At 39.0% G+C, this 15,674-nt stretch carries 10 protein-coding genes; 4 read left to right on the plus strand and 6 right to left on the minus strand.

Annotated features, from left to right (window positions below; translation table 11 throughout):
• Genes WBF63_RS05995 through WBF63_RS06015 form a run of 5 tightly spaced genes read right to left on the minus strand, consistent with a single transcriptional unit; the run spans position 1 to position 5,325 of the window.
• On the minus strand, positions 1-1,329 hold the full coding sequence (locus WBF63_RS05995; RefSeq protein WP_424368802.1) for a DUF58 domain-containing protein: 1,329 nt from the start codon (positions 1,327-1,329) through the stop codon (positions 1-3).
• Entirely contained in the window at positions 1,329-2,384 is a 1,056-nt protein-coding gene (locus WBF63_RS06000; protein ID WP_424368803.1) for an AAA family ATPase, read from the minus strand. Before WBF63_RS06000 ends, WBF63_RS05995 begins: the two co-directional genes overlap by 1 nt.
• Complete coding sequence (locus tag WBF63_RS06005; protein WP_424368804.1) at positions 2,359-3,582, minus strand: DUF4350 domain-containing protein; 1,224 nt, start codon at positions 3,580-3,582, stop codon at positions 2,359-2,361. Before WBF63_RS06005 ends, WBF63_RS06000 begins: the two co-directional genes overlap by 26 nt.
• Positions 3,579-4,328, minus strand: coding sequence for a hypothetical protein (locus WBF63_RS06010; RefSeq protein ID WP_424368805.1), 750 nt, complete (start codon positions 4,326-4,328; stop codon positions 3,579-3,581). Before WBF63_RS06010 ends, WBF63_RS06005 begins: the two co-directional genes overlap by 4 nt.
• Positions 4,315-5,325: a stage II sporulation protein M gene (locus WBF63_RS06015; protein ID WP_424368806.1), complete on the minus strand. Its 1,011-nt coding sequence runs from the start codon at positions 5,323-5,325 to the stop codon at positions 4,315-4,317. The genes WBF63_RS06010 and WBF63_RS06015 overlap by 14 nt, the downstream gene beginning before the upstream one ends.
• A gap of 95 nt (positions 5,326-5,420) precedes the next feature.
• Between WBF63_RS06015 and WBF63_RS06020 the strand changes: the two genes are divergently transcribed.
• The 4 genes from WBF63_RS06020 (at position 5,421) to WBF63_RS06035 (ending at position 9,275) form a co-directional block, all read left to right on the plus strand.
• Positions 5,421-6,257 carry an RDD family protein gene (locus WBF63_RS06020; RefSeq protein WP_424368807.1) on the plus strand — a complete coding sequence of 279 codons (837 nt, stop codon included), beginning with the start codon at positions 5,421-5,423 and terminating at the stop codon, positions 6,255-6,257.
• 132 nt (positions 6,258-6,389) lie between these two features.
• On the plus strand, positions 6,390-7,037 hold the full coding sequence (locus WBF63_RS06025) for an NUDIX hydrolase (RefSeq protein ID WP_424368808.1): 648 nt from the start codon (positions 6,390-6,392) through the stop codon (positions 7,035-7,037).
• 30 nt (positions 7,038-7,067) lie between these two features.
• Positions 7,068-7,883 (plus strand): lysophospholipid acyltransferase family protein, encoded by an 816-nt coding sequence (locus WBF63_RS06030; RefSeq protein ID WP_424368809.1) that lies wholly within the window; start codon positions 7,068-7,070, stop codon positions 7,881-7,883.
• Positions 7,884-7,925: 42 nt separating this feature from the next.
• Positions 7,926-9,275 (plus strand): UDP-N-acetylmuramate--L-alanine ligase, encoded by a 1,350-nt coding sequence (locus tag WBF63_RS06035; RefSeq protein ID WP_424368810.1) that lies wholly within the window; start codon positions 7,926-7,928, stop codon positions 9,273-9,275.
• 199 nt (positions 9,276-9,474) lie between these two features.
• Here the strand turns inward: WBF63_RS06035 and WBF63_RS06040 are convergent, their stop codons facing one another.
• Positions 9,475-14,790: a hypothetical protein gene (locus WBF63_RS06040; protein WP_424368811.1), complete on the minus strand. Its 5,316-nt coding sequence runs from the start codon at positions 14,788-14,790 to the stop codon at positions 9,475-9,477.
• Between the last annotated feature and the right edge of the window lie 884 nt (positions 14,791-15,674).

Here is a 15,674-nt window from a genome sequence, read left to right on the forward strand (position 1 = left end):
TTATATTATACCTCGGGATTTAATCTCGAGGTATTTATTTATGGTATTAACCGTCAAATCTTCCGGGCGCGTAAGCACAGTCTGAATGCCGTGTTTATTTAATTCCAGTACGATTTGCTGCTTTTCATAAATGAATTTCTCGACCAAAGTTCTCTCGTACAAATCCGTTTTTTCATCCGTCGAAATCAGGAAATCCTCCAATTCCGTATTTCGGAAGAAAACCACAACCAGCAGATGACTTTTGTTGATGGCAAGCAAATAGGGAAGTTGCCGGTGAAGTGAATCCATACTTTCAAAATTGGTAAAAAGCAGAATCAGACCACGTTGCGTGATTTTATGTCGGATGTAATTATACAATTTACCGAAATCAGTTTCCATAAAATTACTCTGAATCCCGTACAGAGTTTCCGAAATCTTCTGAAGCTGGCTCGTTCTTCGCTCTGCTTTGACCAGATTTTCCAGTTGATTTGAAAAAGTAAAAACACCCGCACGGTCATGATTTTGCAAAACCACATTACTGAAAATCAAACTCGCATTGATGGAATAATCCAACAGCGTTTTTCCGTCAAACGGCATTTTCATAACTCTTCCCTTGTCAATCGCACAATAAACCTGCTGGGATTTCTCGTCCACATATTGATTTACCATCAGTTTCTGATGTTTGGCAGTAGATTTCCAGTTGATCGTCCGGAAATCATCACCCGAAACATAATTTTTAATCTGTTCGAATTCCATGCTGTGACCAATCCTTCGGATTTTCTTCTGCCCGATTTCGTTGATATGGGCTTTGAAATTCTGCAGACTGTATTGATTCAGACGCAGAAATGACGGATAAACTTTAATCTGATTTTCCGTGTGCAAAACTATTTTTCTTTCCAGAAATCCAAGCGGCGAACGAACAAAAACATTGGTTTTCCCGAATTTATAAATACCGCGTTCATTCGGAATCAAATCATACTTCAAATCAATTTCCTTTTTCGAAGAAAGTATTCCGCTCATTTCAAAATCAAAAATCTGAAACTGTTCCGGAATTTCATCGAGAATGGTATAATGAATCCGAAACGGGAAATAATTCTGCAAATGAATCTGAACCGGGTTCTTATCGAAATTTGAAAGTTTATCCTGAACGGTTCGCTCACCTGAAATCCCTGTTTTATGGGAAAACAACAAGATCAAATCCATTAGCGAAATCAGAATCAAGGCAAATAAAAGCAGATGGGAAATCTGGATCATGACGGGAAAATAAAATCCCAATACATATCCGGCAATCACCAGTAGGAACGCAAAAAAGAAAGTTTTGTTCAAAAATATCTGCTTGAAAAAATTCATCAGCGTGGGATTTCTATACTTTCAATAATTTGTAAAATAATCTGAGACGAAGTCGTTCCTTCCATCTCTTTCTCGGGCGAAACCACAATTCTATGCTTCAAAGCCGGAACCGCCACGAATTTTATATCTTCCGGAATCACAAAATCACGTCCTCTGATAGCTGCAACTGCTTTGGCCGTATTCAAAATCGAAATCGAAGCTCGCGGAGAAGCTCCCAGAAACAAAAACGGATTATTTCGCGTGGCATTTACAATCGAAGCGATGTATCGGATTAATTTAGGTTCCACCAAAACATCCTGAATGATTCGTTGAAATTCTGTGATTTCATGCGACTTGAAAATTGGATTAATAAGGTTTGTCGGATCTTCGTTTTTGCGTGTATTATTGCCTTCAATGATGCTTATTTCCTCTTCCAGCGTTGGATATCCGACTTCAATTTTAAAAAGAAAACGATCTAGCTGCGCTTCGGGAAGACGATAAGTTCCTTCCTGCTCCACCGGATTTTGGGTAGCAAACACCAAAAATGGCGGCTCCATATCATAGCGTGTTCCGTCCATGGTGATTTGTCGCTCGGCCATTACTTCAAAAAGCGCAGCCTGGGTTTTGGCCGGTGCACGGTTGATTTCGTCAATCAAAACAAGATTGGAAAAAACAGGTCCTTTTTTGAACTCGAATTCATTCTTCTTGATATCAAAAACCGAAGTTCCCAATATATCAGAGGGCATCAGGTCGGGCGTGAACTGAATTCGGCTGAACCCTACATCCATCGTACGTGCGAGGAGTTTGGCCGTAATGGTTTTAGCAACGCCCGGAACGCCTTCAATCAGGGCATGACCGTTGGCAAAAATACTGACCATCAGAAGTTCGATGAATTCTTCCTGTCCGATGATGACTTTCCCTAATTGGTTCCTGATTTCATCCACGCCGTTTTTAATTTTGGACAAATCAATACGGTTCGTAAATTCAAGTCCCGAACTGTGTTGGGTTTCGTTTGGAATAGCTTCCGGTTGTGGTGGCTGATAGGCAGGATTATTTTCTAGTGGTTGTTCTTCCATAATTTTTTGATTTATATGTAAATGATTCGATTAGCGATTGAATTTTAAAGAAATCTTCTTTGTCAAGATAAGGTCTGCTCCTGAAAATATCAATGGTCAGTACCAGTTTTTTGCACAATCCAATATCCACTCCCGATTTTGCACTCAAAAGTTCGGAAAAATCCTTTTCGGTGTCTTTAGAAGTGATATTATAATGCAGGCGAAGCTGTTCCAGGAAATAATTGATTTTATAACGAACCATCGCCGTATGATCGCGATTGTACCGGTACAATTCCGAAAGGGTTTTGGCAAAATCCAAAGTATAATTCGGATAGGGAAGCACAATCGGAACGGCTCTCTGTCTGCGTTTGGAATTGAAAAACAAATACAAAACGCCCAGAATGACCAACAGTAAAAATGCAATACGAAGTCCTTCCTGATGCATGATGAAATTCAATCCGTTAAATAATCCACCATCATTGCGCTCACCGGAATACCTTCTGAACATACGGTGATTGTCCCACATGATGTCTTCCGTATTCAGAAACGAAAACACATCGGTCACATATTGTGCATTTTCATTTTTCAGCATATAATAATTTGTAAAAGCAATCGGTTCGGTATGCAGAAGCAGATAGCCATGACCATAATATACTTTCAAAAAGTTGGGATGCTTCTCGCCATTGTATTCCAAATAGCCGAGAACCTCTGTCGTTTCTTCTTTAAATCCTTCAAAATAAGAAGTTCCGGTGCCTTTGTCGTAGGTATATTTCTTCTCATTTTCAGGAGTTTTGACCGATAAAACAGCTTGTTCCTGACCGGGAACAGAATTCAGGTTTTTAACCGAAGTTCCTAAATTTTTTTCAAAAACAGAGTTATTCACGGGCAAAGAAATAAAGGCAGAACCGCCCTGATTTACATGTGCCAAAATCATTTCCCAGGTCGGTTCATCCAGCAAAACATCATCATAAATAAACATATAATGATCGCTGAGATAATCGTATTGAATTTCAAAGAAATGATCGTAAGTATTTTGGCTGATGTTGGAAATGCGTGAATCGGGAAAGATTTCTGACAATTCCTGACGAAGTACAAGCGTTCCGAAAGGTAGACTGTCTTTCGAATCAAAAGTCCGGCGCCAGTCCACAGGCATTTCGCTGCATCCCAGAAAGAGAAACGAAATCAAAACAAACGTATATCGGATCAAAGACTTTTTCATCTGAGTTTGCTGAGCATTCTTTGGAAAATCGATTCGGCAATGTCAAATTCTTTCGGATTGATTTGAAAATTCCCGTACCAGATGTAATCATAAACATAAACACTGTCGGAAAAATCATTTTTAACCGGATTTTCACCTAATTCACGGTAATAATCATAATCGGTTTTGTCCTTGTTCCATCTGATTAATTTTTTGTCAGACAAAGTTTGTAAAACCCAAAGATGGTAATATCGGATAGCCTTCCGAAAGTCCTTATCCGATTTTGCTTGTTCAATTAAGGATTTGAAATCATTGTTGGCAATGTCTTCTGTATCTTCCGAATGTTTTTCTTCCGAAGTATCAAATTTGATTTTCTTTCTTTCACCTCCAAATGAAAATCCACCTGCATTTTTAATGATCTGATAAATAACGACCAGAATAATTACCGCAAGCATTATATACATCAACACCTGAAAAAGTCCGGTAGGTAAGGAAAAAGCGGGAGGAGAATAAGTTTTCTGCTTCACCACACGGTCGTAGTCAAACTTTTTTCCTTTGTAATCTTCTTTGAATTCAGGATCGAGATTCCGTTTCTCAAAATGCAAAGGACCGATTTCTTCTTTTGAAGGCGTCGGATAAACCGTGCCTTGATCTTCATAATAAACTTCTTCAGCTACAATCGGCGGATTAATGGTTTCCACAATTTCTTGTCCGTTCAAAAAGGGAAGCAGGAGAAGTCCGAAAATTAAAAATTTAAACTTTCTCATTTCCCACTTCTTTTAATAAAAACGAAAGATCTTTTTGATTTTTCCGATAAACTTTATGCGGATAAACCAAATAATACCAACTGATGAATGCCAGAGTTCCCAATACAATCAGTCCGGCAACCGGAATCGGCATTTCGTTGGCGTATTGCGTGAGATATCCTTCAATCAAAGCAGCAGAAATCGTAAAAGGAATCGTGCTGATTACGATTTTAAGCGCAGCTTTTCCTTTTTGGAAAAAAGCCTGCTTTCTTGTGAGTACACCCGGAAAAAGGTAACTGGTTCCCATCAGGATGCCGGAACCGATTTCGATACACATGGCGAAAATTTCCATTGCGCCATGCATCCAAATCGTGCGCAGCGAAAGGAAAAAATGTCCTTTTTCAAAAAACATATATTGGAAGCTTCCCACCATAATGCCGTTGACCAGCATAAAATAAAGCGAACCCACACCGCCGAAAATTCCGTAGAGAAAAGACATCAGTCCCACGCGTAGGTTATTCAGTGCAATTCTGAAAAAACTATTGAAATCGCCGAAACTCGTTTCATTGTTATAAACCGCAAGCGGATCACCATTTTGGATGTTGTCTTCGGTCATATCCACATAGGCATCGCCCAGAAAAGAGCGCACAAATTCTGGTTCGTAAATCGAGGAAATCACGCCAATGAAAGCCATGAGAAAGAAAGCCGCAAATGAAAAATAAAAGTATTTTCGGTATTGGTACATAATCATCGGCACTTCATACGACCAAAAACCTGCAATTCCTTTTCCTGATTTTTTCTTACCGTAGATTTTATGGTAAGCCGTAGCCGTGATGGCATTCAGGTATTTGATGACGTTGCTTTTCGGGTAATAAGTCTGTGCATACGCTAAATCATTGTTGACCTGAATAAAAAGTTCGGCCAGTCTTTCCGGCTTGTTTTCAGACGAATTGTACAATGATCTTTCAAATTCCAACCATTTTTCTTTATTTTGTTTGATGAAGGCTGCTTCTCTCAAAGCGGAAATAGGATTAAAATTGATGCGTAAATATATAAAGTTAGAACTTAATAAATAACTTTGAGCAAATCTTTCTTAGCTTTCCCTCAGAAATTATGCAAGCGATTAAAATAAAAACACCTCTAAACGTAAATGTTGACATTCAGCACGCCGGAGTGGGACTCAGACTTGCCGCTTTTCTGCTGGATATAGTTTTTATTTGGGTTTATATCTGGGCGATGTCTTCCACTTTTTACCGCATTTTCGGAGTGGACGCAGGTGTTTTTGAAGATTCCGGTTTGTACAATGATTCCAATGTATTTCTCGACATCTTGTTCACGATCTTACTTTTTCCCGCTCTTTTTTATTCGCTCTGGACCGAAACTCTTTTCAACGGACAGACTTTAGGGAAACTGATTTGTAAAATCAAAGTCGTAAAACTCAATGGATACCGCGCCGGATTTACCGAATATTTTACACGCTGGGCTTTCAGGCTCATCGACTTCTGGACGGGAAGTTTCATGTTGCTTTTCTTTATTCCGATTTTCGGAGAAGAAACGGCAGTTATTCTCGCGGGAATGCTTTTGATGATGTCCGGACTGGTGGCCTTTATTCTGATTATCAGAACCCGAAACTCACAAAGACTCGGTGACATCGTAGCCGGAACCACCGTATTGAAACTCAGGGAAAAACATTCCATCGATATCACGATTCTCGAAGATATCAAAGAAACTTATGTGCCGCGCTACAGTCAGGTTATGCGCCTTACCGACAACGATGCCCGCATCATCAAAGATACATTTGTCATCGCACGAAAGAACCGTGATTACACCACATTAAAACGCCTTCGTAATAAACTTGAAAATGTCATGGATGTCAAAGCCGATCAGTCCGATGTGGAATTCATCGACACCGTCATGAAAGATTTTAATTATTATACGCAGAAGCTTTGAGTGGTTGTGTGATTGAGTGGTTGTGTGATTGAGTGGTTGAACTTTAAACCTGACACGAGCGAAGCGACTGTACGCAGTAAAACTTGAAACCTGAAACCTGAAACCTCAAACTTTGAACCAGAAACTTTAAATTTGACAAAAAATAACGCATTGTATTTAGACGAATTAAAATATAAATTAGAAAACTACGAATCTGAACTTCCCGGAATTGAAGCCCAACTCCGGCTTTCACCACCTTATCGGGAAAATTATGATTTAGAAGAAATCAAAAAGACAAATCCGAGGATTGCTGCCGTTATGATTCTTTTGTATGAAAATGAAGAAGGCGAAATAGAATTTCCGGTTACGCTTCGTCATACCTACGAAGGCGTTCATTCCAACCAGTTTTCGCTTCCCGGAGGTGCTTTTGAACCCGAAGACATCAATCTTTCCTATACCGCGCTGCGCGAAACGGTGGAAGAGCTAGGGGTGGAAGAAGATAATATTGAAATCATCGGTCAGCTAACCGAATTGTACATTCCGCCGAGCAATTTCCTGGTTTATCCTTTCATTGCGCTTCATCATGGTTCTCCTGAATTTTTACCAGATGACAATGAAGTTGCCGAAATTGTTCCACTTAACCTGGAAGCCTTTATGGCAGCTCAACCCATTACTTTTGAAAGAAAATTCTCAGAATACCTGGTGGATATTCCGGGTTATGAACTCGGCGAAGATGCTTATATCTGGGGTGCGACCGCAATGATTTTAAGTGAATTCGGTGCATTGATGGAAAAACTTTAAATTTGCAGTTCAAATAACTACGAAGCAGTAATGGCGAAACAAAAAGCAGTAAAGAAAAATGTGTACAGAGATGCTTTCGGCCACTTGTATTTTCTCAAAAGGTCATTGATTTTTCTCTTTGGCGCATTTACCTATAACCGCTACAACGGTTACAACAAACTCAAAGTATCGGGAACCAAACATTTGATTGATCTGCCGAATACCAATGTTTTGTTCGTTTCCAATCACCAGACTTATTTTGCCGATGTATTTGCGATGTACCACGTTTTCTGCAGTGTGAAAAACGGATTTGTCGATACCATCAAAAATCCGGTTTATCTTCTGAATCCCAAAACCGATTTCTATTATATTGCGGCAGAAGAAACCATGAAAAATAATTTTCTGACGAAATTATTTGCTTACACAGGCGCTATCATGGTAAAAAGAACCTGGCGGGATGCCGGAAAAAATATAAACCGAAAAGTTGATATTTCTGAAATAACCAATATTGAGAAAGCACTAGAAAACGGCTGGGTGGTAACTTTCCCACAAGGAACAACCACTGCTTTTGCTCCGGGAAGACGGGGAACTGCACTTTTGGTAAAGAAAACCCAACCCATTGTAGTACCCGTCGTGATTGACGGATTCCGCAGGGCTTTTGACAAAAAAGGACTGAAACTCAAAAAAACAGGAGTAAAGGCAACCATGCGTTTCAAAGAACCTTTACACTTTGATTTCGAAAATGAAGATTACGATGCCATCATGAAAAAAATTATGGATGCAATCGAACAATCACCTGAATTCCTGAAAGTGAAAACCATTGAAGAAATCAAAGAAGACCGCGAGCCTCAGGATTTTTTCAGTTAAAAGATGTTAGATTCCGAATTTCTAAAGGCGAAAAATTAAATTATGCAAAAAGTTCATTTCATTGCGATAGGAGGTAGCGCTATGCACAATCTGGCCATCGCGCTTCACGAAAAAGGATATAAAGTAAGCGGTTCTGACGATGCCATTTTTGAACCTTCGGCAACCCGACTTAAACAACGCGGACTTTTGCCCGAAGAAACCGGATGGTTCCCTGAGAAAATCACCGAAGATCTCGATGCCGTTATCCTTGGAATGCATGCCCATGCCGATAATCCCGAAATGTTGCGCGCACAGGAACTCGGACTGAAAATTTATTCTTATCCCGAATATTTATACGAACAGTCCAAAGACAAAACAAGAGTGGTCATCGCCGGTTCGCATGGTAAAACTTCCATTACTTCCATGATTCTCCACGTCTTGCATTACCACGGAAAAGAAGTGGATTATATGGTCGGGGCACAGCTGGAAGGTTTTGATGTGATGGTAAAACTGACCGAAGAAAACGATTTCATGGTGATGGAAGGCGACGAATATCTTTCATCTGCACTTGACAGAAGACCGAAAATTTTATTGTACCAGCCCAATATCGCCCTCATCAGCGGGATCGCATGGGACCACGTAAACGTATTCCCGACTTTTGAGAATTATATCCATCAGTTTGAATTATTTGTGGATTCCATTACGCCCGGCGGTGCTTTGATTTATAATTCGGAAGATGAAACTTTGTTGAGGGTAGTGGAAGAAAACCAAAAAGCACTGAAGAAATTTCCTTATTCGACACCCGATTTTAATATCGATAATGGCGTGACTTATCTTTCGACGGAAGAAGGCCCTATTCCCTTGGAAATATTTGGCCAGCACAACCTCAATAATCTGGAAGGAGCAAGGCTCATCTGTAATCAGCTCGGCGTGATGGACGATGATTTCTACGAAGCCATTCAGACTTTCAAAGGCGCTTCCAAACGTCTGGAACTCATCAACCGTACACCTGGATTTGTGGCTTACAAAGATTTTGCACATGCACCCAGCAAAGTGATTTCCACGACCAATGCCGTGAAAGAACAGTTTCCCGACAAACAACTCATCGCCTGTCTGGAACTGCATACTTATTCCAGCCTCAACCCGAAATTCCTATCGGAATACAAAGGCGCACTGGACAAAGCCGACGACAAAATTGTGTACTATAATCCCGAAGCACTGAAAATCAAAAGAATGGATTATATCTCACCATCCGATATTCAGGATGCATTTGGAGATTCCAATATCAAAGTCTTCACTTCTTCGGAAGAACTAAAATCTTTCTTAAATCAAACCGATAAATCCGGCAAAGTCTTTCTGATGATGAGTTCCGCCAACTTTGGAGGCATTGACCTGAAAGAAGTTTTTAGTTGATTTCTAAAACTTATTTTCCTTAATGGTTTAGAAAGATCAGACCGAACTTTCTGACTTCTAAATTTAAAATCCTGTCATTTTGAGCAGACTGAGAAATCTAAATTCTTTATATCCAGATCAACTGAAATCTCCCCTGATTCTTACTTGCATAGATTTAAATAAAAACCCGACTTAAAGACGGGTTTTCAAATTTATCAGACTATTTATTGATAATCTTTTTCGTTTCCGTTTTTCCTGATTCGGTCTGAACATTTACGATGATAATTTCTTTACCAAACTGAGAAGCCGGGATTTTCAAAATATTTTCATTCACCTGTTCCGCTTTATAAACTGACCAGCCCGAAAGATTGAATATTTCAACTTCTGTAATTTTTTCAACTGAAGAACTGATTTCAATCTGATGATCACGTTTTTCAATTTTCAGACTATTGAGGGGAGAAGCAGGATTCACCGTTGAGCTCAGCGATGGTTTGAAAACAATCTCAAAACGATCGTTGAATTCTCCGGCCTGTGCATCTATGAGGTAAGGTCCATTTGCAGAAAGATTATGAGTAATATTCAGGTATTTGTCTTTGACATAAATATCCTGATGCTCTTTGAAAATGCCTTTCGTTTCTTCCAGTTGAATCTTGTGAATTCCATATTTAAAGAATCTCACCCCCAAAAGAATAATATCTTCATTGCTGAAATTTCCTTTTCTTCCCTGAATGGACAATTTTACATCATCCTCGCTCAGCGTATAAATATTATCAGAAGCGTCCTCATTCATCACCTTGGAATCAAAACGCTCAAAACTGTTTTCAGCCTGGGTAAAATACCCTACTGCTGCCTGAATGTGTAAATCATCTGCCGTCACCAGTTCCACCCAGAATTTATCGTTTCTCGGACGTTCCCCATTGTGCTCAGCAGACAGATTTCCGGTTTTGAAATATACGGCCTCGTCATCATCGGAAGTCCTTTTTATCAGCGTAGTTCGCATATCATTTTTCAAAGTTAGATGATCTGCACCTTCAGCAGCTCTGATGATAAATCCCTGACCGGGCTTTACAATTCCATTGGGCTTTTTACCTGACCCGACACCAGAACAAGTTGCGCTGTTACACGGCGCAGCCGTTCCTATTCCCGAAGATAGATTCAACAAAGCATAATTACTTTGATTATAATTAGAACCTTGCTGGGTCATTTGCGTATTGCTGACATTATCCCAAAAGTAAACCGTAGGTGTGTCTTCAGTACCATCATCAAAGAACTTGGTGTTATTATCGGAATCGTTATATAAAGCAATCAAATCCAGATTGGAAGGGAATGGATTTCCGATTAAATTATAATGATTACCCACGTCTGATAGAGGGATTCTATTTTCAGAAATAGTTAAAGATTCATTTCTTGGCGTACCTATAAAATTAGCCACTACTTCAATACCACCAGAAGGAGTTGGTGGCGCATTTGTTACAGGTCCTTTGATGGAATATCCAATACCAAATTCAGATTGATGAGGATTGGGCTTAATTGTGAAATAGTCGGTACCTGTATTATAAGTCATAACTCTGTTATTGGGAACATTGTAAATCTCATATAAATTTTGTCCTGATACAGGTGAAGCCCAATAATTATATTGATTGGAAGGAACATTTGCCTTTCTCAGCATGCTGATCTTCCCGGAGTTTGCTGCGCCCGGATCCTGCATCAGATTGGCGTTGTTTTCAAAAAGAGCGGTTGCTCCCGAGACTACCTGAATTCCTTTTCGGGCGGTAAGAACGTTTGGAGCAACATCATCATTTGTTTCTGCAACGCGTAAGGTAGCAGCATCTACATAAGTGATATTATTGACAACTAGATTACCCAAAGCTGTGGTCTTCACTCCAGATCCTGAAACTCTAAGATTTTCATAGTGGGCATCACTCGGCGTTGTTACAATTCCATTGGTGATGGTCTGGTCGCCGGAGCGGGAGTATTCCACCGTACTATTAGGATGTAAAATGATATTTTCAATATTATTTCGAATGGAAGTAGTTTGACCTGGATTGGAAGTTCCATCGCCACCACTAAATCCATCAGCATTGCCTGTTCTGAATGTTCCATTACCTTCAATTTCTATCGTTTGGTTACCCTCAGGTCCTACAATGCTATTAGTATTTATTGTAAAGATACCGTTGGGTTTAACTAGAAAAGTTCCATTTTCGTTTAAAACAAGATTTCCGCCACTAGTTCCCACGCTATTTCCAGTCACTTCGATGTTTTGATAGGAATAAGCATTTGTAGATCTTATGGTTTGACCGCTAGCACTACTGTTTGCAAATTCTATCACACCTCCGCTTAAGTTATAAGTGCCTCGCATATTGGGTTGTGTACCGCCCTTACCGAGTATTAATCTTCCACCGTCCATATTGAAATTTACATGATTCAGTGCTGTTGGCCCTAAATTATTGCCACTGAAATCAACAATTGGATTTTCTGTAATAGTAATTGAGCCATATTGAATAGAGTCAATCGTATAAAAGTTTATGGGACTTTGACTTTGCGGAGTTTTAATTCCTCCACCCGATAAAATAAGATGGTAATATTCTTTTCCTGTGCTTATCGCCTGGTTTTCTGTTGCATAATAATCAATTGTACTTCCCGTTTCCATTGTAAATTTCGTGGCATCTACTATCGCTGATTCGCTGCCAAATAAACCACCTGTATAACGGGTTCTCAAAGTCCCACCGTCTTTTACTGTAATTCCACCATCTGCTGTGTTTACAATTCGCATATCGGTAATGTCTAATTCACCGGAGATATCGAGATTGCCTCCAATTCTTGAAAGAGTATTCGGATTACCTGTTCCCGAACTTTCAATTTTCACTTGGGCAGAAGAGGGAACTTCAATGTTTTGAAGTTGCAAAACGTTATGAGGTACGTTCAAAGTTAAACTGCCAGTATTTCCTAAGGTGGGATTGCCGAAAGTATCCCCAAAAATTAATTTGCCTGAGCCTGTTGTCACTACGGTTAAAACACCTGTTCCTTGAATTCCTCCTCTAAAAGTTTTATTGCCATTGCCTTGAAGTTTTAATTGCCTGTCTCCAGGTATTTCCATAACTGCATTAAATGAATTATTTGTTCCACTTCCATAATTAGAGCCAAATGTTTGTGTCATTCTGAAAATAACAAAATCACCTGGATTTACAACATCAAATATTTCGTCGAAACCAGAGGAACCCAAAGTATTGGTATTCGCCCATTCGAAGATGGAATGATGTTCAAATTTATTGTAAGATCCTCCCACTTTTAAATAATGGGACATTAAATTATCGGAAGTGAAATTAAGAATTTTAAAATTCCCAGCTGTTTCAATAAGGGCAGTTCCAGTGCTTGAATTAGTAGGTTTTCCACTACCATTCAAAATTAGTTCTGCTCCGTTTTTAATTTTCAAAGCATGGCCTGTTCCCATTAGTTGAAAATCATGATCAACTATTTCCAATTGACCCTTCACTTCGGTATTGGCAATCTTTATACCTGCAGAATTTAGGATTACCTTATGGTTTTCTCGAATTACAACATCAGTTGCACTTTCATCTGGATACGTACTTGCAGGCCACCAGTTAGTGCCATCTGCAGAAGACTCCCAAGTCGCATTGTTTGTCCAATTTCCGTTGGCTTTACTTCGGAACAAAGAACTGACGGGAGCGGTTACTTCACCTGATAATGAAACTTCTGCATCTGTACCATAACCACCTATCAGAATAATGTCGGAATAATTGCCGACAGGTAATCCCGATTTTAGTCTTACGTAGATATCAGTTGCCGTTCCATCATAAGCTGAAAGTGTTTCTTCTTCAAAGTAATCAACATCATCCAATGAAATCTCAAAACCACCACCTGCTAAAATTGTTATATCCTCTGAACCATCTAAATTAATTCCTGATAACGCAAAACTTTGTGAAGCAGAAGGACCGCTGCCTAAACCATAAACAAAATCTGACAATTCAGTTACTGAAGTTGTAAGAGTAGGAGTTGGAATAGATGGACCATTTATACAAACAGCAACATTATCTATAAAAAATCTTCTTTCTGATGTTGAATTTGTTTCAAATGTTAAAGTTGCATTAGGCTCTATATTTTCAAAAACAACCTCATAGTCAGATAATCCATCCGTCCAATTACTAGCAGCAGGTAAATTTACCACTTGGCTTTGTGTACCAAAACTTATTAAAATACTTGAAGCATTTGTTCCCCATGCTTTTGAAGAGAAACTTACAACAACATTATGTCCTGCATATTCTGTTAATGGAAGAGAAGTAATAGAACCGTTATTACCTGAACTTCCTAATCTTACCGCTCCTCCTGCTTGATATGCTCTATCTACTGTTGGAAAATTATCGTTTCCATCCCATGACGAGTTTGAACCAGTTGAACTTGTTGAATTTCCAGCTGTAATACCATCAAAATTTTCTTCAAAACATCCTATTGCAGGCATTTCATCCGTCACGCCACTCAAAGCAATCACTTCAGAAAGTGAGCCGTTGGATACGGTCAAAGTAGCAGAATGAGTTGCTGGGCTTGCCGAAGGTGTATAAGTTACCGTTATAGTTCCTCCGCTTGCTGATAAAGTATTTGGATCAATTGAGAAATTTGTATCTCCGGTCAATGAAAGAGCGATGTCTCCTGTGAGGTTTGCTCCGTCGATTGTGATGTCTTCTGTTGCACTTGCACCTCCTGCAAAAGCAGTCAATGAAAGGCTGTTGGTAGAAACTATCAATACAGGTTCGGTTGAAATCACCGTCAATTCATAAGTTGCAGTTCCTGCACAATATTCGGTAGCGTTATGCGTACCGGCTTCTTGGTTGGCAGTAATGCTTGTTGTTCCTAATCCTAACAAACTAACTTCTCCTGTAGAAGGATTTACCGTAGCAACTGCTTCATCAGAACTTTCATAAGTAATAGCTGTAGTTTCGTTTAGCGAACTAGCCGTTTGTGTAAATGTACCATCCGCCAAATCAGCGGATACTTCTGTAGAAGCAAAAACGAAGTTAGAATCTTCGCATGCTGTACCATTTGTATAAGTTACAGTTACTCCAGTTAATCTTAATTGATTACCACTACCACTTGTATTAGTATTCGCATTTTGAAATTTTAATGAATTTGAAATGTTTTCATTAATTGTGTAAGTATCACTACTGCTCATTGTTTGTTCTTCTCCACCATCAACAAAATATTTAATAGGTTGATTTTGAGAAGATATAAATGTAACAGATGTAATAATATATCCCTCATTTACATTTAAAGTAATAGACCCTCCATTGCTTCCGCCCGGATATAATCTTATCGTTGCATCACTATCAAAGTAAGCTGGATCAGTATGAGAGCTGTTCTTTTCTGTAGTGAAAGATATATTTTCATCTAAATTTCCAGAAGGAAAAGTTTCAGTATTCTCAAAACCAAAATCAGAAAATTGTTTGGTCACTGTCGTCTGCCCCCAGATTTGTCCAATTCCGAGGAATACTACACTTAAGAAAAGTAAAAATCTAAATCTCATAAATTTTATAGTTAGGTGAAAGCTTTGCTTTCTTTTTTCATTCAGTTAATAAGACACAAAATTCACAAAAAGGTCACTCCTGCAGAGCGTTTTTGCGTTTTCAAAGTTATAAGTAATGGGGAGAGGCAGCGTTAGATTTGGGTTATCTTTAGTTCATCTTTAGGTTTAAAGGGATGGCAAAGTTAAAAGATTTTCTCATTCGCTTTCAAAAAGCATTCGTTATCAAAATGTTAAAAACATTTATTTTTTTTGATATTTTATCACCTCTCTGCTTAAACAAGCCCACTACAAACTCACCGGAAACCCACTACAACGCCACTAGAATGCCACTACAAAGCCACAAGAACACCACCGGAAATTATGAGTTTAGGAAAATTAAGGAAAAATATGGAAGACAGGAGAATTTTAATCATCGAATCCTTATATATATTAAATCTTTAAAGTTATGATAGGACGATTCAGGTATATTTTAGGACAAAGTCATGCCCTAACCATCCCCATAGACACTCCCTACTTAAGCCCAGTATAAGCCCAGTATAAGCCCAGTTATCAACAATCTGAATTTTACTGTTAATAACTCATTTTTTATCCTTTTTTTAAATTTTGAATGTCCTTGAAAATGGGTTAACCCATTATTAATTTTTTCAGCTTTCCAGAAAATTACAGCTATTTTACACCGGCAGGTAAATTTATCCCGATTCCCCCAACAGAATATTGAAAAATGGCAGAACCTATATCACTATTATCACCCCGACCAATGTCACTATTGTCACTATTGTCACTTCGAGCATTTGATATTAAGAGGAGATTCTCCAGTGGAGAATCGGGCATAATCGAGAAGTCGAGCATTTGACCCCGATAGCTATCGGGGTAAGAGGAAACCT

Source organism: Moheibacter sp. (assembly GCF_049672845.1).
In the GTDB taxonomy this organism is placed as follows: Bacteria; Bacteroidota; Bacteroidia; order Flavobacteriales; family Weeksellaceae; genus Moheibacter.